This is a genomic window from Desulfovibrio faecalis (genome assembly GCF_053570625.1).
The window spans coordinates 2,595,306-2,613,144 of sequence record NZ_JBRBQR010000001.1 but is presented as its reverse complement, the minus strand read 5'-3'; the positions used below and the strand labels follow the sequence as shown (position 1 = coordinate 2,613,144).

The 17,839-nt window shown below is 58.3% G+C and carries 14 protein-coding genes; 5 read left to right on the top strand and 9 right to left on the bottom strand.

Going from position 1 to position 17,839, the window contains the following annotated elements:
• Window positions 1-420 precede the first annotated feature (420 nt).
• The 5 genes from ACUZ79_RS11515 (at window position 421) to ACUZ79_RS11495 (ending at window position 4,906) form a co-directional block, all read left to right on the top strand.
• Window positions 421-1,122 carry an ABC transporter ATP-binding protein gene (locus ACUZ79_RS11515; RefSeq protein WP_022658549.1) on the top strand — a complete coding sequence of 234 codons (702 nt, stop codon included), beginning with the start codon at window positions 421-423 and terminating at the stop codon, window positions 1,120-1,122.
• Window positions 1,123-1,138: 16 nt separating this feature from the next.
• Entirely contained in the window at window positions 1,139-1,951 is an 813-nt protein-coding gene (locus ACUZ79_RS11510; RefSeq protein WP_240824658.1) for an ABC transporter permease, read from the top strand.
• A gap of 4 nt (window positions 1,952-1,955) precedes the next feature.
• On the top strand, window positions 1,956-2,828 hold the full coding sequence (locus tag ACUZ79_RS11505) for an ABC transporter permease (protein WP_449251691.1): 873 nt from the start codon (window positions 1,956-1,958) through the stop codon (window positions 2,826-2,828).
• 18 nt (window positions 2,829-2,846) lie between these two features.
• The gene (locus tag ACUZ79_RS11500) at window positions 2,847-3,614 is read left to right on the top strand and encodes an ABC transporter ATP-binding protein (protein ID WP_449251690.1); all 768 of its coding nucleotides are present in this window, start codon (window positions 2,847-2,849) and stop codon (window positions 3,612-3,614) included.
• Between the two features lie 203 nt (window positions 3,615-3,817).
• Window positions 3,818-4,906 carry an ABC transporter substrate-binding protein gene (locus ACUZ79_RS11495; RefSeq protein WP_192111468.1) on the top strand — a complete coding sequence of 363 codons (1,089 nt, stop codon included), beginning with the start codon at window positions 3,818-3,820 and terminating at the stop codon, window positions 4,904-4,906.
• Between the two features lie 290 nt (window positions 4,907-5,196).
• On the opposite strand, the gene tolR is transcribed toward ACUZ79_RS11495, so the two are convergent.
• From tolR to ACUZ79_RS11450, 9 genes are all read right to left on the bottom strand, one after another.
• Complete coding sequence (tolR, locus tag ACUZ79_RS11490) at window positions 5,197-5,628, bottom strand: protein TolR (RefSeq protein WP_449251689.1); 432 nt, start codon at window positions 5,626-5,628, stop codon at window positions 5,197-5,199.
• Window positions 5,629-5,630: 2 nt separating this feature from the next.
• The gene (locus ACUZ79_RS11485; RefSeq protein ID WP_240824655.1) at window positions 5,631-6,320 is read right to left on the bottom strand and encodes a MotA/TolQ/ExbB proton channel family protein; all 690 of its coding nucleotides are present in this window, start codon (window positions 6,318-6,320) and stop codon (window positions 5,631-5,633) included.
• 118 nt (window positions 6,321-6,438) lie between these two features.
• A complete protein-coding gene (locus ACUZ79_RS11480; protein ID WP_449251688.1) occupies window positions 6,439-9,024 on the bottom strand; it encodes a dipeptide ABC transporter ATP-binding protein in 2,586 nt (861 codons plus the stop codon).
• Window positions 9,021-10,091, bottom strand: a complete 1,071-nt coding sequence (locus ACUZ79_RS11475) for an ABC transporter permease (protein ID WP_240824653.1) — start codon at window positions 10,089-10,091, stop codon at window positions 9,021-9,023. Before ACUZ79_RS11475 ends, ACUZ79_RS11480 begins: the two co-directional genes overlap by 4 nt.
• The gene (locus ACUZ79_RS11470) at window positions 10,088-11,185 is read right to left on the bottom strand and encodes a microcin C ABC transporter permease YejB (RefSeq protein ID WP_449251687.1); all 1,098 of its coding nucleotides are present in this window, start codon (window positions 11,183-11,185) and stop codon (window positions 10,088-10,090) included. Before ACUZ79_RS11470 ends, ACUZ79_RS11475 begins: the two co-directional genes overlap by 4 nt.
• Window positions 11,185-13,119 (bottom strand): extracellular solute-binding protein, encoded by a 1,935-nt coding sequence (locus tag ACUZ79_RS11465; protein ID WP_449251686.1) that lies wholly within the window; start codon window positions 13,117-13,119, stop codon window positions 11,185-11,187. The genes ACUZ79_RS11470 and ACUZ79_RS11465 overlap by 1 nt, the downstream gene beginning before the upstream one ends.
• Window positions 13,120-13,140: 21 nt before the next feature.
• On the bottom strand, window positions 13,141-15,645 hold the full coding sequence (locus ACUZ79_RS11460) for a hypothetical protein (RefSeq protein ID WP_449251685.1): 2,505 nt from the start codon (window positions 15,643-15,645) through the stop codon (window positions 13,141-13,143).
• A 206-nt stretch (window positions 15,646-15,851) separates the two neighbouring features.
• The gene (locus ACUZ79_RS11455; RefSeq protein WP_449251684.1) at window positions 15,852-17,165 is read right to left on the bottom strand and encodes a DUF4857 domain-containing protein; all 1,314 of its coding nucleotides are present in this window, start codon (window positions 17,163-17,165) and stop codon (window positions 15,852-15,854) included.
• Window positions 17,165-17,833, bottom strand: a complete 669-nt coding sequence (locus ACUZ79_RS11450) for a hypothetical protein (RefSeq protein WP_449251683.1) — start codon at window positions 17,831-17,833, stop codon at window positions 17,165-17,167. Before ACUZ79_RS11450 ends, ACUZ79_RS11455 begins: the two co-directional genes overlap by 1 nt.
• Between the last annotated feature and the right edge of the window lie 6 nt (window positions 17,834-17,839).

Sequence of the window (17,839 nt, the reverse complement as noted above, 5' to 3'; positions counted from 1 at the left end):
GTTCTTTTATTCCCTAGCATGGCTTGGAAAAAACGGGTACAGCGGCCCGCGCAAGCCCAAAATATGCGCGCCAATGGCGGGTGCGTCACATGTGTCGCAAAATGCGCGTTCATGTCGCAACCTGTGCCGCAACATAGGCATGTTAAGTAAAAAATATCCTGTAATAGCTGATGAAAAGCGGTTTTTTGCAGGAGTTGTGAAAAATGGTATATATTATGCAAAATGACTCACAAAGAATTTCGAAGCACGCGCAACCATCCCGGCAGCCCATTGGCAGCTTTCAGGGGCGTTTGGCTTCTTTTGCGAACCCGGACGGCAGACCGGGACATTTAACAACTCTCACCAAGGAGTGCAGCCGTGCAGCAAACCGATGACTGTGCCTGTTCCGACGCTAAAATAGCAGTCAGGGATCTAACGAAAATGTATGGGGACCTTACCGTTCTGGACAAGGTCAACTTTACCATCAAGCGCGGAGAGCTGGTTTGCATAGTCGGGCCTACGGGATGCGGCAAGACAACCTTTCTCAACTGCATGTCCAAACTTACGGAAACCACCTCCGGCAACATCTACATTGATGGTGAAGTGGCAAATCCGCGCAAGCATAACCTGGCCTTTGTGTTTCAGGAACCAACGGCTCTGCCGTGGCTCACAGTGGAAGAAAACGTGGCCTACGGCATGCGCATAAAAAAGGTTCCGCCCAAACAGCTCAGGGAACGTCTTGATATGATTCTGGAGATGGTGGGGCTGGAAGATACGGCCAAGCTGTATCCCAACCAGGTTTCGGCCAGCATGATGCAGCGTATCGCCGTGGCGCGCGCCTTTGCCGTGAACCCCGATCTGCTGCTCATGGATGAACCCTATGGACAGCTTGACGTGAAGCTGCGCTTCTATCTTGAAGACGAGCTTGTGAAGCTGTGGCAGACCCTCAAGAGCACCGTGCTTTTTGTTACGCACAACATTGAAGAAGCCGTGTATGTGGCTGACCGTATCCTGGTGCTGAGCCCCAAGCCCACCAAGGTGAGGGCGGAAGTGGTTGTTGACCTGCCGCGCCCGAGGGATTTCAGGGATCCGCGTTTTGTCGAACTTCGCCGCCAGGTCACAGACCTCATCCGCTGGTGGTAGGAAAAAGGGACAGCTTATGCAATGCAATGAAAAAGTAACCTACCGCAAGCCCATGAGGCTTCGCATCCTGCCGGTTTTGAGCGTTTGTATTTTTCTTGGCGTGTGGCAGATGTGCGTTGGCCCGGCTGACAGTAACGACTGGCGTATTCCCAGCACGTTGCTCAGCTCGCCCTACGACATATTGAGCCTCATGGTCGACAAGCTCACCAATCCCGCTCCTGACGGGGCAGTGCTGCTGGAGCATGCCTGGACAAGTATGCAGGAAGCCTTTTTGGGCTATGTGCTGGCCCTGATTGTGGGCCTGCCCCTGGGCCTTGCGATGGGCTGGTTCACCACGGTACGCGGCCTTGTGCGCCCCATATTTGAAATCATCCGGCCCATTCCGCCGGTTGCCTGGATTCCGCTGACCATTTTCTGGTTCGGCATCGGTCTGCCCGGCAAGGTATTTATCATCTGGCTTTCGGGCATCGTGCCGTGCGTCATCAATACATATACCGGCGTGCGCATGACCAACCCCGTGCACATCCAGATGGCCAGAACCTATGGCGCTTCCGACTGGCAGATATTTACCTCCATCTGCGTTCCCTCCGCGCTGCCCATGGTGTTTGGCGCCTTGCAGATCGCCCTGGCCTACTGCTGGGTGACCCTGGTTGCCGCTGAACTGCTGGCCGCAGACAAGGGCCTTGGCTATCTCATCACCATTGGCCGCATGCTTGGCCGTACCGACCTTGTGATGGTGGGTATGGTGAGCGTGGGTATTGCTGGCGCCATCATCGGTTTCATCATTGACAAGATCGAATCCCGGCTGCTGGCCGGCATCAGGAGATAGCGCCATGCAGTCTTCCTCGGCGTCCAACGGGCAGACCCAGAGCGTCTGCAATGAAACCATCAAGAACACGAAAAAGTACGAGTTTTCGCTGATCCGTGCCCTCAAGAGCGAATACTTCTTGTACATCGTTTCGCTGGTATGCTTTTTCGGCCTGTGGCAGTGGGCTGCCACGTCCAACGTGTTCGGTTACAGCAGCGCACTGGCCACGCCCTTTCAGGTGGTGGAAAGCCTGCACGACCTGAGCGTCAACAAGCTTTCCGGCCTCGGCCTGCTCGAACATCTGTGGATCAGTACGCGCCGCGTTATCATCGGCTTTTTGATCGCCGCTGGCTTTGGCATCCCGCTGGGTCTGTTCATGGCCTTCAACGAAACGTTCCGCGCCATTGTGAAGCCCATTTTCGACATGTTCAAGCCCATGCCGCCCCTGGCCTGGATTTCTGTGGTCATTCTGTGGTTCGGCATTGGCGAAGCACCCAAGATTTTCATCATCGTCATTGGCTCCTTTGTGCCGGTGGTGCTCAACTCTTACAGCTGCCTGCAACTCATCGAACCCGAATTTTTCGATGTGGTGCGCATCATCGGCGGCAAGCGCTGGGACGAAATCCGCCTTGTGTGCATTCCCGGCGCGCTGCCCGCCATTACGGCAGGTTTGCAGATCGCCATGTCCAGCGCCTGGACATGCGTTGTGGCTGCGGAGCTTGTGAATTCCCGTTCCGGCCTTGGCTACATCATTGTGCAGGGTATGAAGCTGTCCGACCCCGGCATGATTATCGGCGGCATGCTCATTATTACCGCCGTGTCGCTGGTGTTCACCCTGGGGATGGATCTGCTGACCCGCAAGCTGTGCCCCTGGCAGCGTGAAATCGAGAATCTTTAGAGAGCCAAGGAGCTGAACGTGAAAGACACGCAGCCAAAAATTGTCTGTGACAATATAAGCAAAACCTTCATCCAGAAGGGAACCCAGGTGGTTCCGGTTCTGGAGAACATCTCCCTTGAGGTGCGCGATCAGGAGTTTCTGGTCATCCTCGGGCCGGGCCAGTGCGGCAAAACAACCTTGCTGCGCATCCTCGCCGGGCTTGAATCGCCTTCGTCCGGCGCGGCTTATCTGGACGGCAAGCAGATTGTGGCCCCAGGCCCGCAGATCGGCCTGGTGTTTCAGAGCTACAAGCTCTTTCCGTGGAAGACCGTGCGCCAGAACTTGGAAATCGGCCTTGAAGTACGCGGACTTGAGCCTGCGAAGATCCGTGAGATTTCCAATCACTATCTTGGCATGGTGGGTCTGCAAGGCTTTGAGGATTACTATCCTCACCAGCTTTCGGGCGGCATGAAGCAGCGTGTGGGCATTGCCCGCGCCTATGCTCTCAACCCCGAGGTGCTGCTGCTTGATGAACCCTTTGGTCAGCTTGACGCCCAGACCCGCTTTTTCATGGAGCAGGAGACCGAGCGCATCTGGCACATGGACAAGCGCACCATGATTTTTGTGACCAACAACATTGATGAAGCCCTGTTCCTCGCCGACCGCATCGTCACCATGGAAGACAAGCTGCCGGGGCATGTGCACACTTCGTATGATGTGCCCCTGCCGCGCCCGCGCGACACCATGGATCCCGCGTTCCTTGAACTGCGGGCCAGAATTACGGAAGAACAGAAGCTTACGCTCTAGGACTGCGCACAGCAGCAAGGGCCGCGCCGTACATGAGTGCGCCTGCCAGCGGTACGGCCCTTGCCGCGCATGCGAGAGCATGGATTTCTCGGCAAACCTGTATGCACTTGCCGAGGTTGCTCAAGTGGTTTGTTTGAAGGTTCAAGCAGTTGAAAGGTTTTTTGTAAAAGCGGATCTGTCCACTAACCAATTAGGAGTCATGCATGAGAAAACTGCTTCTGGTCGCGCTTCTGCTTTGCATGGGCGCTGTCATCTGCGGCGGCCCCGTCGCCACTCTGGCAGCCGACAAGCCCGTTGAAATTTCCACCTGCTGGATGGACGAATCCCCGGGCTTCAACATCTGGTACGCCAAGAAAATGGGTTGGGACAAGGAAGAAGGCCTGGACATCAAGATGTTGCTGTTCAACAGCGGCCCTGCCCAGATGGAAGCCCTGCCCGCCAAGGAATGGGTGCTCGGTTCCACGGGCGTTGGCGGTCAGCTGATCGGCGGCATCCGTTACAATATTTACTCCGTGGCCCCCATCATCAGCGAAGGCGAAGTGCACGTGCTTTACCTGCGCCCCGACAGCCCCGCCGCCAAGGTCAAGGGCTACAACCCCAAGTATCCCAATGTGTACGGCAGCCCTGAAACCGTCAAGGGCATGAAGATCCTGTACACCTCCCAGACCACCGTTCACTATATGATCGGCAAGTGGCTGAGCATCCTTGGCCTTACCGAAGCCGATGTGACCCTGGTGAACATGGAACAGCCCTCTGCTGTGCCTGCCTTTGAAAAGGGCATTGGCGACGCCGTGTGCCTGTGGGCGCCCTTTACCTTTGTGGCTGATTCCCGCAAGTGGCAGCGCGCTGGCTCCATGACCGATATGGACTGCATCACTGTGTCTTCGCTCGTGGGCGACAAAAAATGGTGCGATGAAAACCCCGAACTGGTTGCCAAGTTCCTGCGCGTGTACCTGCGCGGTTCCAACATGCTGCGCGAAGAAGGCCCCAGCCCCCGCATCATCAAGGAATACCGCCAGTACATGAACGAATTCGCCGGTATCCGCATGACAGACGAAGAAGCCAAGCTCGACATCCAGATTCACCCCCGCTGGTCTTATGAAGAAACCATGGCTCTGCTCGACAGATCCAAGGGCGAATCGCAGGCCGACAAGTGGCAGAATTCTGTGGCCGACTTCTTTGGCAGCATCAAGCGCTTCTCGCCTGCTGAAATCAAGAAGTTCAAGGACGCCCAGATCAATACCGACAAGTTCCTGAAGCAGGTTCAGCTGCCCATTCCCAGCTGGAAGTAGCTCCTCCCCCACGGACACGCGCCGGATGTAAATCTGGCAGTACCGGGCCTGTTCTTTGCCTATTGCCGGGCAGGAACAGGCCTTTCATTTTTTATGACATGGCAAGGGGATTACAGGAGATTACAGAGAATGGCTGGGCATGCTGGAAATGGCAGTAAGTGACCGTGTGCGGGGGGCAGGGCAGAACGACCTTGCCCCCGGGTACTCTTGTGGAAAATTGCTGTGGAAATTGTTGTTGCGGGAATTGTGCGGGTATCCGGTCTGCGATCTGCGATTGGTCTGACCGCTGATCATTTGCCTTTATCTTCAGCTCCATCATCCGGAACGGAGGTGGTCACAAGGCCCACATCCTTGATGCCAGCGCCGCGCACCCTGTCCATCACGCTCATAACCATGCCGTAGGGAACATCCTTGTCGGCCCGAACAAAGAGTTGCCGCCCGCTGTCCTTAACCCGCGCGCCCAGAGCATCCGGCAGATTGTCCATGTCTGTTTCCTGCTCGTTGAGAAACAGCGCGCCGCCATTTTTGACCGTCAGGATAACGTGGTCGTCATCAGTGGGCAGCACTTCTGAGGTCTCCACCTTGGGCAGGGCCACATCAAGCCCTTCGGTCATCATGGGGGCTGTGACCATAAAGATGATCAGCAAGACCAGCATCACGTCCACAAAGGGCGTGACGTTGATGTCGGCAACAAAATCGTCGTCGGCGGAAGATGCGGCCATGATTAGCGCTCCTCTGAAAAGGCTATGCCGTCAGCGTGTTGCGGTGCTTCGTGTTGCAGGCGATTGAGCATCTGGCCTGCAAAGTTGATGCATACGCCCTCAATATGGGCCAGCTTGGCGCGGAACACGTTGTAGCCGCACACGGCGGGGATGGCCACAAACAGGCCCACAGCGGTGGCGATGAGCGCTTCGGCAATGCCGGGCGCGACTGTTGCCAGCGAAACGCTCTTCATCTGGGCAATGGCGGTGAAGGAATGCATGATGCCCCACACCGTGCCGAACAGGCCGATAAAGGGGGCAGTGTTGGCTGCGGTGGCAAGCAGAGCCAGAGAAGATTTGAGAACGGCGATTTCTTCCGCCACGGCAAAGTGCAAGGCCCTGCGCACATTGTCGTTCAACAGGCGGTCAACGTCGCCCGTGCGGGAAATACGGTTGAATTCGCGGATGGCGCGGCGCGCAATGCCAAAAAGGGGAGAGTGTTTGTCATTTGCCAGCACAGGCAGCGCCCGGCTCAGTTCCCCGGCCTCGTCAAACGCCGCCAGCCCCGCCTGCGTGCGTTGCTGGGCGGTGCGCAGCAACATCCATTTGCTGCACATATAGGCCCAGCTTGCCACAGACATGCACAAGAGCAGCGCCAGCACGCACTTGGAAACAAATGTTGCCTGCAACACCGCCTGAATCATGGAATCCATTATATCCCCCAAAAGAATATGAAATTGAAATTCAAAGCTATAGTGTGGTAGTACGCTGCGCAAGCTTTGTCAACATGACAGCGATAAACTCAAGCAAAACAGTATAATGTTTAACATGTTATCTGCTGATGCTGAAATCGACGGGAAATTCCACCACGCACATCACAGGTTTGCCGCCCACCTTGCCGGGGGCAAAGCGCCAGCGCTGTACGGCTTCAAGGGTTTCTTCCTTGAAGTGCTGCGTTTCCTTGCCCGGCAGAACCACGGCGCGCACCACCTTGCCCTGGGCGTCAATGACGGCCCGCACAATGACGGTGCCTTCCTTGCCAATGCGTTTAGCCGCAGGCGGGTAGTTGGGTTTTACCCGGTGGATGGGCACTGGCGACTGATCCCACTGGTTGAAGCCGTATACCGAGCCAGCGCCCTGACCACGCCCCTGATGCATGCCAAGCCCGCCGCCGCTGCCGCCGCCCTGTCCTCCATCGTTTCTGCCGCTGCCCTGAGCTTCGGCGGCGCTGCCTCCGGACTCACTATCCGGCCCTTGCCGGGCTTCACTGCCCAGTGAGGGCGGCGGTGTTTCCATGGGGGGGCGGTCTTCTGTTTTGGCCGTGAGCCGTTTTTGCTGATGCTCCTTTTTGGGCGGACGCTTTGGCTCGCACTTTTTTTTGAGTATCAGATCCGGCTGTTCAACTGGCTGCTCGGCCTGCGGCGTTTTTTTGTCCTTGGGCCGTTCTTTTTCCTCAACCGGGGCGTTGCGCTCCTCCCTGGCTGTGGCGGTGGGATCAGTGCCGTTGGTGGCCGAGGCTTTGCTTGCACCTTGCGTGGCAGTGCCCATGCCCATGCCCACAAGGGAAACCCGCATGGACGATTCTCCGCCGCCAGAGGCCTGCAAGGGAATGCCCCACAGACATATAAATAGCGCGGCGTGTACGCCCAGCGAGAACAGCAGGCCTCTTTTGTGCGTTTTCCGGGATGCGGCAGAAGCAGCGCCCAGTTTTTGAGGATTGATGCGCCGCAGGGTGGGGCGCGCCGCCACAGGGCCAGCGGGGGGCAGATGCTGGTCTTCGCTCTGGGCGGAAGCTTTGAGCAGTTCGCGCAATTTGGCCGACTGCGGCTGACAAAAGACCTCACGCACTGGCCCCTGTTCCACGCATTTGCCCTTGTCCAGCACGAGCACCCGCTGGCAAAAGCCTTTCACCAGTGTGAGATCATGGCTGATAAAGATCAGCGACATGCCAAAGCGTTGCTGCAAGCCGCGCAGTAGTTCAATGATCTGAAATTGCAGCGCCCTGTCCAATGATGAGGTGGGCTCGTCCAGCAGCAGTACGCGGGGGCGCAGCACAAGGGCGCGCGCAATGGCTACGCGCTGGCGTTCACCGCCGGAAAGTTCGTGCGGAAAACGGCTGGCATATGCCGGGGAAAGCCCCACATCCCGCAAGGCCTCAAGGACGCGCTGCGGCCTGTCCTGCACTCGCGGGGCGTGCACACGCAGACCTTCCTCAACGAGGTCATGCACGCACATACGCGGATTGAGCGAAAGATAAGGATTTTGAAAGACCACCTGGATGCTGGCGCGCAGGGGCGCCATTTGCGCATGGGTCAGGTTCTGGATTTCTTTGCCCATAAGGAGAATTCCGCCACGGCTGGTCACAAGCCGCAGCACTGCCAGGGCCAGACTTGATTTGCCTGACCCGCTCTCGCCCACAATACCCAGGCATTCGCCCTGATGCAGGGCAAAGTTTACGTTGTCCAGCGCTGTAAAGGGCGGCTGCGCACGCTGGAAAAGCCGCGTTTTCGGGCGGCAAAAATCCACGCTCAGACCCTGCGCCTCCAGAATGGGGCTGCCGCCATGCCGGGGGGCGTCCTCGGCCCACTGACGGCTGCCTGTGTGGAGCAGGGCGCGGGTGTATTCGTGCTGTGGGTCTGCAAAGAGCGAGGAGGACGACTCCACAATTTCGCCGTGGCGCATCACGTGAACCGTATCCGCAAAGCGCCGCACCATGCCCAGATCATGGCTCACAAGCAGCAGGCTCATGCCCAGTTCCGCGCGCATGTCGCGCAAAAGTTCCAGAATGGCCTGTTGCACGGTGGCGTCCAGAGCCGTTGTGGGTTCATCCGCAATAAGCAGGTCGGGCTTGTTGGCCACAGCCAGGGCAAGCATGATGCGCTGCCTTTGCCCGCCGGAAAGCTGGTGCGGGTAGGCCCCGTAGCGTTCCACAGCATGGTCGAGCCGCACAAGGTCAAAGAGATCCAGCACTCGCGAGCGCACCTGTTCCTCGCTCAGGCTTTCGTGCGCGCGCAGGCATTCGGCCACCTGATCGCCCACACGGTGCAGGGGATTGAGCGCGGCCAGCGGATCCTGAAAAACCATGCCGATTTTGCGTCCGCGCAGGGCCATGACGGCCTTGTCCGGCAGGCTGAGCACGTCCTCGCCCTTAAACAGAATGCGCCCCTGGGTTACGTGCGCCCCGCCGGGGAGCAGACGCACGATGGAACGGGAGGTGAGGGTTTTGCCCGCGCCGCTCTCGCCCACAAGGGCAACGCACTGGCCTTTCTCCACTCTGAACGAAACATCGCGTACCGCTGTGCCTCTAGCTGCGCTAAGGCCTACCGGGGCGGATACGCCATTTCCATTTTGCGCATTGCCTCTTGCATCAGCTCTGGCAAAGGCCACATGCAGGTTTTGAACGTCAAGAAGGCTCATGCCTGCTCCCTCCATGTGTTTTGCGTGTTCTTTGCGTCTGCCGTGCCGCCGCTCAAAAACACGCCGGGGTCAAAGGCATCGCGCAGGCCCTCGCCAATGAAAACGAGGCAGGTCAGCATGCCCGCAAGGGTAAAAAAGGCGGCAAGGCCTATCCACGGGGCAAAGAGGTTGTTTTTGCCCTGCACCACCAGTTCGCCCAGCGAGGGGTATTCCGGCGGCAGGCCAAAACCCAGAAAGTCCAGTGATGTCAGGGTGACGATGGAAGCATTGACCAGGAAGGGAAGAATGGAGATCAGGGCCACAACAGCGTTGGGCAACACATGGTGCAGCATGATGCTTTTATCCGGCACGCCCAGCGCGCGGGCCGCCCGCACGTATTCCATGTTGCGCGCCCGCAGGCTCTCGGCCCGCACCACGCCCACCACGCGCATCCAGCTGAAGGCCAGCATGAGGGCAAGCAGCGCCCAGAATCCCATGGTCATGACGCTGGAAATGATGATGATGAGGTACAGCACGGGAATTCCGCCCCACACCTCCATGAAGCGCTGAAACAGCAGGTCTGGCAGCCCGCCGTAATAGCCCTGGGCAACCCCTGCGGTCATTCCCACAGCGCAGCCGAAAAAAGAGAGGCACAGACCGAACAGTACGGAAATGCGGAATCCATAAAGCAGCCGCGCCAGTATGTCCCGCCCCTGATCATCCGTGCCCAGCCAGTTGCCGTGCCCTGGCGGCGCGGGAAAGGTCGTGCCTTCCTGCCGCGAAATGGTGTTGAAAGAATAGCGCACCGGGGGCCACAAGGCCCAGCCGCGCTCCGCAATGGCGGTCTGGATGAATGGGTCTGCAAAGTCGGCGGCAATGGGCAGGTCGCCCCCAAAGACGCGCTCGTCCAGAGTGTGAAACATGGGAAAGTAGAGCCGGTTTTCATAGCTCACCACCAGAGGACGGTCATTGGCCACAAACTCGGAGCACAGGCTGGCGGTAAAGCACAGGCAGAACAGGCACAGGCTGACGAATGCCCGGCGGTTGCTGCGGAACGTCTGCCATCTGCGGCGTGTGATGGGGTTCATGCCTTGCTCCTCCCGCTGAAATCGATGCGGGGATCAACCTTTGTCATGGTCAGATCTCCAATGATGGACGTCACAAGGCCGATGAGCGTGAAAATGTAGAGCGTGGCGAACATGACGGGATAATCCCGCTGCATGGCGGCCTCAAATCCCAGCAGCCCCAGCCCGTTGAGCGAGAATATGGTCTCTATCAACAGCGACCCGGCAAAAAACATACGCACAAACGCGCCGGGCAGCCCGGCAATGATGATCAGCATGGCGTTGCGAAACACATGCCCGTACAGCACGGTTCTTTCGCTCAGGCCCTTGGCGCGCGCTGTTTCAACATACTGCTTGCTCAGTTCGTCCAGAAAGGAATTGCGGGTCAGCATGGTGAGCCCGGCAAAACCGCCGATGGTCATGGAAAGCACGGGCAGGGCCATGTGGTGCATATAGTCCAGCACCTGCCGCCAGAAGGGCAGGCTCTCGTAACCAAGGGTGTGCAGGCCCCGCAACGGGAATATCTGCCAGTAGGAGCCGCCCGCAAACAGCACGATCAGCAGCACGGCAAACAGAAAACCGGGGATGGCGCTGGCCGCCACCATGACGGCCCCGGTGGCGAAGTCAAAGGTGCTGCCCCGGCGCACGGCCCTGGCTATGCCTACGGGTATGGACACAAGGTAGATGAGCAGGGTGCTCCACACGCCGATGCTTATGGAAACAGGCAAGGCGTTTACAAGCAGCCCAGCTACGCTGTCTGCCTTGAACAGACTTTTGCCGAAATCAAACATGGCAAAGTCGCGCAGCATTTCCACATAGCGGGTGAGGATGGGCTTGTCGAAGCCATAGAGCTTGCGGATGGCGTCCAGCGTTTGCGGGTTAAGCCCGCGCGCGCCGGAATAGGCACTTTCAGCAGTATCTGCCATGCCTGCTGCGGGCAGGTCGGCTCCGGCGCTGCCCACCCGTTCCATATAAGCGCTGCCGCTGCCTTCCAGCATGGCGATGAACTGCTCCACGGGCCCGCCGGGCGCAGTCTGCACGATAAAAAAGTTGATGGTCAGAATGCCCAGCAGAGTCGGGAATATCAGCAACAGACGGCGAAGAGTGTAACGCAGCATCAGCGCGCCTCCCTGTCGGTTTGCGCAGCGGCGGCGGGCACAACCTGCGCTGGCGGCGTAGCCCCGGTTGCCGGAACATGCCATGCCATGATGTCCACGCCTTCATTGCCTTGCTCTGCTGGCGGGGTGATGCGGTCTTTCCACCATGCAATGCGCATGCTGCCGCTGTACCATGCGGGGATGACGTAGCAGCCGTGTTGCAGCAGCCTGTCCAGCAGTGCGGCGCGGGTGTGCAGATCCTCGCGGGTGGGGGCCGCTACCAGTTCGTCCACCAGCGAATCGATCACAGCATCGCGTATGCCCGCATAATTGCGCGAACCCCGCGCCCCGGCAGCCGCTGAAGACCAGTAGTTGCGCTGCTCGTTGCCGGGATTGGACGACTGCCGCACCGTGGCCTGAATAAGGTCAAAGTCGAATGCCCGCACGCGGCTGACATATTGGGTCTGATCCACCAGCCGCACGTTGAGCGTGATGCCCAGCCTTTTGAGCGTATTGCGAAAGGGCGTGTACACGCGCTGCATGGAGGGCGAACTGGTCAGGATGGTCAGGCTGAGGGACTGGCCCTGAGCGTTGAGCATCTCGCCGTTTTGTATGCGCCAGCCAGCTTGTTCCAGCAGATGCAGTGCGGCGCGCATTCTTTGGCGTTCGGTATCGCGTCCGCCAGCGGGCTGCGCTGGCAGCGGGCCGAAAACTGCGGGATCAAGCCTGTCGCGCCAGCGCTCCATGAGTTCAAGCTCCCCGGCGGAAGGCAGGGGCTGCGCCGCAAAGGGGGAGCCGGTGAAAAAACTGCTGTAGCGCGTGTAGGCATTGTAAAAGAAGGCGCTGTTCATCCAATCAAAATCAAACAGCAAGTTCAGCGCCTGACGCACGCGCCTGTCTGCCAGTGCCGGGCGGCGGGTGTTCATGAAAATGCCGCCCATGCCCATGGGGCTGGCATACTCCTGAAGCTGTCGTGTAATGCGTCCATCGCGCACGGCGGGCACGTTGTAGGCATTGGTCCAGTCCTTGATATTGCTTTCGCTGTAAAAATCCGCTTCTCCGGCAAAAAAGGCTTCGCGCGCAACGGAAACATCACGGTAATAATCCACCTGAACCGTATCAAAATTGTAGCGGCCCTGATTGACGGGCAGGTTTTGCCCCCACCAGTCATTGCGGCGCTCGTAAATGAGGCGCGAGCCCATAACGCTGCCTGTAAGGCGGTAGGGGCCGCTGCCGGGCATGATGTCCGTCTGCGGGTCGCCCAGATTGCGGCCTTGCCACCAGTGGGCGGGCAATACGGGCATCTGGCAGACAATGAGCGGCAGTTCGCGGTTGGTGCCGGAGGCAAGCTTGAAGATGACCTCATGTTCACCCGTAATTTCCACTCCTTGCACCTGTTCGTAATAAGAGCGGTAGACGGGCGAGGCCTGCTTGATGAGGGCTGTGAAGGTAAAGGCCACATCCTGCGCTGTAACAGGGACGCCGTCAGAAAACCGGGCTTGCGGACGCAGGCGCACACGCAGGGTTGAGCGGTCAGGCGAGAGGTCAAAGCTTTCGGCCAGCAGCCCGCGCATGATGAATTCCTGCGTACCGCGCTGGCTCACGCCAAGGGTTTCGTAAGTCAGGCCAAGCTGCGCCGCGCTGACGCCACGGGGGCTGAAGGGATTGAAGCTGTCGAATGTGCCAATGGCGCTCAGGCGGAGCCTCCCGCCCTTGGGCGCGTCCGGGGTGACGTGGGCAAATGGCGGGAGAGAGTCGCTTTGCTGAGCATCCTCCCACAGACCCAGAACCTCATGGGGCGCGCCCAGGGCGGGCGAAACTGTGACGGCGGCCAGCAGCGCCGCGCACACGCCAGCCCTGAGCGCAGCCAGACTACCGCGCAACGGCCCGTAAGGCGCGCGATTCATGGCTGGATGACGTGGGGTGGCGGCTGCCGCTGCCGTTTCAGCATGCATGACGTGGTGGCTCCAGATGCGTTAGAAGGTGTATTTTACGCCAAAGTAAAACTGGCGGCCCAGGGCGTAGGTGCCCTGCGATGTGGCGGTTGTGCTGAGGTTGGACAGGTTTTTTCTGTCCAGCAGATTGAGCGCTTCCACTTCCAGCGTAAGGGTCTGATCCTTGTACTTGATGGCGTCAAAGCTCAGCTTGGCGTCAACGTTGAGGCTGTCTTCCTGATAGGCCGTTCTGTAGGACGAAAGGATAAGGCCGGAAGGCCCGACCACATTGGTGGAGCCGGAATCATTGTAAAGGCGTTTTCCGCCCTGTTCCCAGCGCAACTGGCCCATGAGGCGCAGGCGGTCTTCCCAGAACTGGGCGCTGTGGGTGTAGGCGATAACCCAGGGAGAGTTGAAGTTACTGGCAGGCATGTCACCCTTTGGAGTGACCACGCCGTTGAGCAGCACAAAGTTTGGATCGCGGATGGTGGAGTCCGTTTCATTGTAGGAATCGTTTGTCCAGTCCGTATAGTTGCCTTCGGTTTTGGACCATGTGGCGGAAAGCTCGCCCGTGTGCTTGCCCCAGTCGCCAAAATCAAAGGTGCGCTCGGCAGAAAGCGTGATGCCCTTGTAGTCGGTCTTGCCCTCGTTGGAATACTGGGAGTAGCTAATCCCATTTTCCTTGACCATGGCGCCCTTGAGCTGATTGCGGTAGTCGCGTTTGACGTAGGTGGCCTTGAACAGCGTATCCCACACGTCAGCCGAGGCGCCAAACGTGTATTCATCGTTGTACGGGGTTTTGAGGGACCCAAGGCGGAACGCCCCAGGAGGCGCTTTCGGGCCAGCAATCCATGGGGTGTTCCAGTTCGCGCGCGTGAAGGTTTGATAATATGAGCTGCCGCGCAGGGCCCGTTCCATTACCTGGGTTCCGTAATAGCGGTTGTAACCGCCGAAAACATTAAACCGGTTGTCGTTGAGCAGGTCGATATTGACAAAAAAGCGCGGAGCCACATCGGTGTTTTCGGTCAGCGAATCATAGGAAACGCGCGCACCGGGGCGGATGGTAACCCGCTCAACCTTGATGGTGTCCTGTAAATAAAATGCCGGGGCAAACACGCTCTCGCGGCGCTCGAGGTCGTTGTAAACCTGCTTTGTCCTGGCAAACTGCTCGCCCGTTATGACGCCGTTGTCGTAGGAGCCGGATGCTCTGGCGTCCTTTTTGGCGCTGGTAAAAACCGTGTACCCGCCGCGTTCGCTCTCCAGCATGATTTTTTTGAGTTCAAAGCCGGTTTCCAGCTGATGGGTGAAGTACTTGGGGCCAAAGGCCTTGAAGTCCATGCTGCTGGCCCAGCTCAGGGTAGTCTGCTGCTGGGTGTAGTTGCCGTAGCCGCCTTCCGTTGCCAGATTGTTGTTATAGGCCCAGCTTTTGGTGGAAGGGGTTATTAGCCAGACATAATTGACATCTTTGCTGTTTTTGCGGTCGAGATTGTTTTTGCTGTAGGTGATATCGTTGCTCCAGCGTCCGATGGGGAAGTCGTAGTGGCTGTTGAGCATCATATCAACGCCGCCGCCGTTTACGCTGTATTCGCCGCCGTCCTTGAAGTTGGCGTTGAACAGGGTTGCCTTGTAGGGCGCGTAAATGGTGGTGAGGCTCAGATACAGCGGGCTGGTCTCCGGCGTGTTGATCTTGAAGAGGTAGTTTTCATTCAGTCGGCGTTCGGTCACGGAGCCATTGCCAGCCTTGAGCTTGAGCGGGATGATGGATGTTGTGTTGGTGTAGGCCATCATGACGCCAGGGCCGTTTTGCCACAGGGGACCTTCCAGCCGCAGCGAAGGATAATACTTGTAAAATTCCGGTTGGTAATTGTTGCCTGCAAGGGGTTGAGCGTTGCTGTCACTGTTGGTGTAGTGAAATTGCGTCAGGTTGCTGTCCGTATAGCGAAAGGCCGCCATGCCGCGCCATCTGTCCGAAGCGGCGTCGCGCAGCTTGGCGTCAATCACGCCGCCAAGAAAGTCGCCGTACTTGGCGGGCACGTTTTCCGTGTAAACCTTCACGGTGTCCAGCATGTCGGTGCTGAGCATGATGGACTGCGAATCGCCGGATGGGATGCCGCTATTGGCGGTGTGTTCATACCCGCCGGGGTTAATGAGATTGTTGTTGCCCAGACCGTTGATGATGAAGTTGTTTTCGTAGTGTTTTGCGCCACGAATGGAAATTTTGGGCGGTGTGATCTCGCCGCCGAGCATGCCGCTACGTGAGGACGAATCAAACTGCACGTTGGATTGCCCGCGCAACAGGTCATTGATGCTATTGGTCGCCGATGGGGTCATGTCCATGGTGCGGCGGTCGATCAAAATTTCGCCGGGCTGTTCTGTTTGGCCGCGAACCTGTACCCCTTCCAGCCGGTGTACTTTCCCGGCTGGTTCGCCCGCAGCTGGGCCTTCTGCCGATTTGCCCTGCTGAGCTTGGGCGGGTGCGCCATTGCTGCGCAAAGCCTCTTCAATGGCTGCGTCATCTGGTGATTCCGATTCAACAGCAAGTGCCATGCGTGCTGAGGGGAGTTGCGCCAACGGTGCCGCAGCCAGCAGCATGAGCTGCACACAGAGCGCTTTTTTCTTAAAAAAAGAATGCAATTTCCTTTTCATCTTTAAGGCTACCTTTCTTCCTGTGACAGACAAACCGAAAGCCCGTGCGCCCTTAATGCTGGCGCACTGCCTTTCGCGCGCGTGAGCGCAGCATCAACCCGTGTATGTTAAGCGGCGCTGCCGCAATGACAGCCCTGCGGCAGCATTCGTGCCAGAGGGCCTGCAACCAGAAGCGTCAGCAGGGCAGGCAGACCAAAAACAAGTACAAGCAGAATTTCGGGGGCGCAGGTGCGCAGCAGCGTGCCTGATTCCATGCGTCTGTTGTTCTGCCGTTTACGGATGGAAAGGAGCAGGAACAGGCTTAGCAGGTTTCCGCCAGCGGCCCAGAGGGGATATTCCGGCAAGGTGATTTTCAGGCTGGTTCCGGCAATATGCGGTTCAAACTGCACTACAATCAGCGGGCAGAGGAATGAAAGCCAGCGCTGCTGGTTTATCTGCCGTTCAACGACAGTTGCAGGCGGGCTGAGCAGCAGGTTGCGGATGATTTTAAGGTCGCCGTCAGCGGCGATCACAAGCACATCCTGCGCCATGTGCGAGCCAAGGGTGTTCACGTTAAAGGTCGCGTCCAGCGGGGTGGCCCACACCGAAACATTCTGCACGTCAGGCTGGTACTGCAAGGGCAGACGCATGGGGGCCTGACCGCGCCTGTTTATGTACAGACCTGTTTCTGTGGCGATAGTGCCCAGCAGGTCGCTGTATTTGTTTTCGCGCACATCCACGCGCAGCGCTTTGCCGGGGATGACGTGCCCGGTGTTGCGGCATTCGGGCTTGCCGCGCACCATAAGCAATTGAAGGAGCGTGCCCTTTGCATCCACAAAGAAGAGGCCTTCATCCAGACTTTTGAAGGGGTCGACATTGCTGCCTGCGGCCTGAAGGGGAAACTGCGCCCCGGCGGCGAGCACGGCGGCGGTAAAGGCGGCTCCCTTGGCGGTGTTTTCCTTGCCGTCGGCGCAATTCACAAAGCGCAGACGGGTGTCGTCCAGCAGCAGGATATCCGGCGGCAGGGAAAAGGAAGCGGTTTCAGGCGCGGATTCCATAAGCACAAGAACACGGGACTGCGGAAGCATGACCTCGCGCGGGGTTGCCCGCAGGCGCACGCCTTCCTGTGCATCCCTGAAGGTGACGGAGCGTCCGTTGATGCTCATGGGGAACCCTCCCCATTTTTCCACATCGCGCGAAAACATGTAAGGCAGGGCCATGCGGCCATCACGCTGGCTGATGCGGTTGCCTTCCTCGTCCCTGAACTGGAACACCGAAGGCCCTGTTTCAAAAATGATAAAGTCATTTTTTACCGAACTGTATACAGCGCTTAGCTGAAGATAATCCGCCCGCGTGGCCCGCAGATACAGTTGCGGAACAAACCAGGCCAGAACAAAAATACCCAGAAACACCGGGGCAAGGCGAAGCCAGTAAATACGCATTATTCTCCCTCCTTGACCCGCAGGGCGGCTGCGGCCACAGCCGGAATCCAGGGCAGACAGGCTGCGGCGTAAAGCCATATGCTGTTGTTCATGGGCGCAAAACCTCGCCCCCCTGTCAGCATGGTCACATAGGCAAACCCCGCCAGAGCAAAGCATATCTTGCGTTCGAACGAAGGGTCGGCAATGGCGGCGGCAGTGGCGCACCAGCTTGTGAGGCCAGCCAGCCCCCAGGGCAGCAGGGTTTTGAACATGGGTACGGAAAGCTCCGGCGGCAGGCCATGGTGATTGTTTATCAGGGCAAAGCCTGCGGAAGCGGCGCAGAATACAAGCGCCATCAGGCCCAGACCGGTGACGGCCTGAACAGCAAGAGCAGGGATGGCGTTGACCGGTAGGTGAAAGAGCAGGCGCAGTCTTTTGCCCACGCATTCAGGGGCCATCTGCACCGAGGCAAGCCAGATGCCGCCAAGAATGAAGGCCCACTGGAGAGAGGTAAAATAGATGCTTTCCTTGAATATCAGCCCGTTCCAGGTGTCCACGGCTCCGTGCATGGAAAGCACGCCCTTGAACGTCAGGTGGTAATCCGCAAGGGCCGCGCCAGCGAAAATAAAGGGTATGCACCAGAAGTAGCGCAGTTTGATCCATTCCTTAAAAAACAGTGCCTTGATCATGTCCTT

Bases quoted from the DNA above. Each gene is read 5' to 3' on its own strand.
- ACUZ79_RS11515 (WP_022658549.1), top strand. From the start codon at position 421: ATGTATGGGGACCTTACCGTTCTGGACAAGGTCAACTTTACCATCAAG.
- ACUZ79_RS11510 (WP_240824658.1), top strand. From the start codon at position 1,139: ATGCAATGCAATGAAAAAGTAACCTACCGCAAGCCCATGAGGCTTCGC.
- ACUZ79_RS11505 (WP_449251691.1), top strand. From the start codon at position 1,956: ATGCAGTCTTCCTCGGCGTCCAACGGGCAGACCCAGAGCGTCTGCAAT.
- ACUZ79_RS11495 (WP_192111468.1), top strand. From the start codon at position 3,818: ATGAGAAAACTGCTTCTGGTCGCGCTTCTGCTTTGCATGGGCGCTGTC.
- tolR (WP_449251689.1), bottom strand. From the start codon at position 5,628: ATGGCCGCATCTTCCGCCGACGACGATTTTGTTGCCGACATCAACGTC.
- ACUZ79_RS11485 (WP_240824655.1), bottom strand. From the start codon at position 6,320: ATGGATTCCATGATTCAGGCGGTGTTGCAGGCAACATTTGTTTCCAAG.
- ACUZ79_RS11480 (WP_449251688.1), bottom strand. From the start codon at position 9,024: ATGAGCCTTCTTGACGTTCAAAACCTGCATGTGGCCTTTGCCAGAGCT.
- ACUZ79_RS11475 (WP_240824653.1), bottom strand. From the start codon at position 10,091: ATGAACCCCATCACACGCCGCAGATGGCAGACGTTCCGCAGCAACCGC.
- ACUZ79_RS11470 (WP_449251687.1), bottom strand. From the start codon at position 11,185: ATGCTGCGTTACACTCTTCGCCGTCTGTTGCTGATATTCCCGACTCTG.
- ACUZ79_RS11465 (WP_449251686.1), bottom strand. From the start codon at position 13,119: ATGCATGCTGAAACGGCAGCGGCAGCCGCCACCCCACGTCATCCAGCC.
- ACUZ79_RS11460 (WP_449251685.1), bottom strand. From the start codon at position 15,645: ATGGCACTTGCTGTTGAATCGGAATCACCAGATGACGCAGCCATTGAA.
- ACUZ79_RS11455 (WP_449251684.1), bottom strand. From the start codon at position 17,165: ATGCGTATTTACTGGCTTCGCCTTGCCCCGGTGTTTCTGGGTATTTTT.
- ACUZ79_RS11450 (WP_449251683.1), bottom strand. From the start codon at position 17,833: ATGATCAAGGCACTGTTTTTTAAGGAATGGATCAAACTGCGCTACTTC.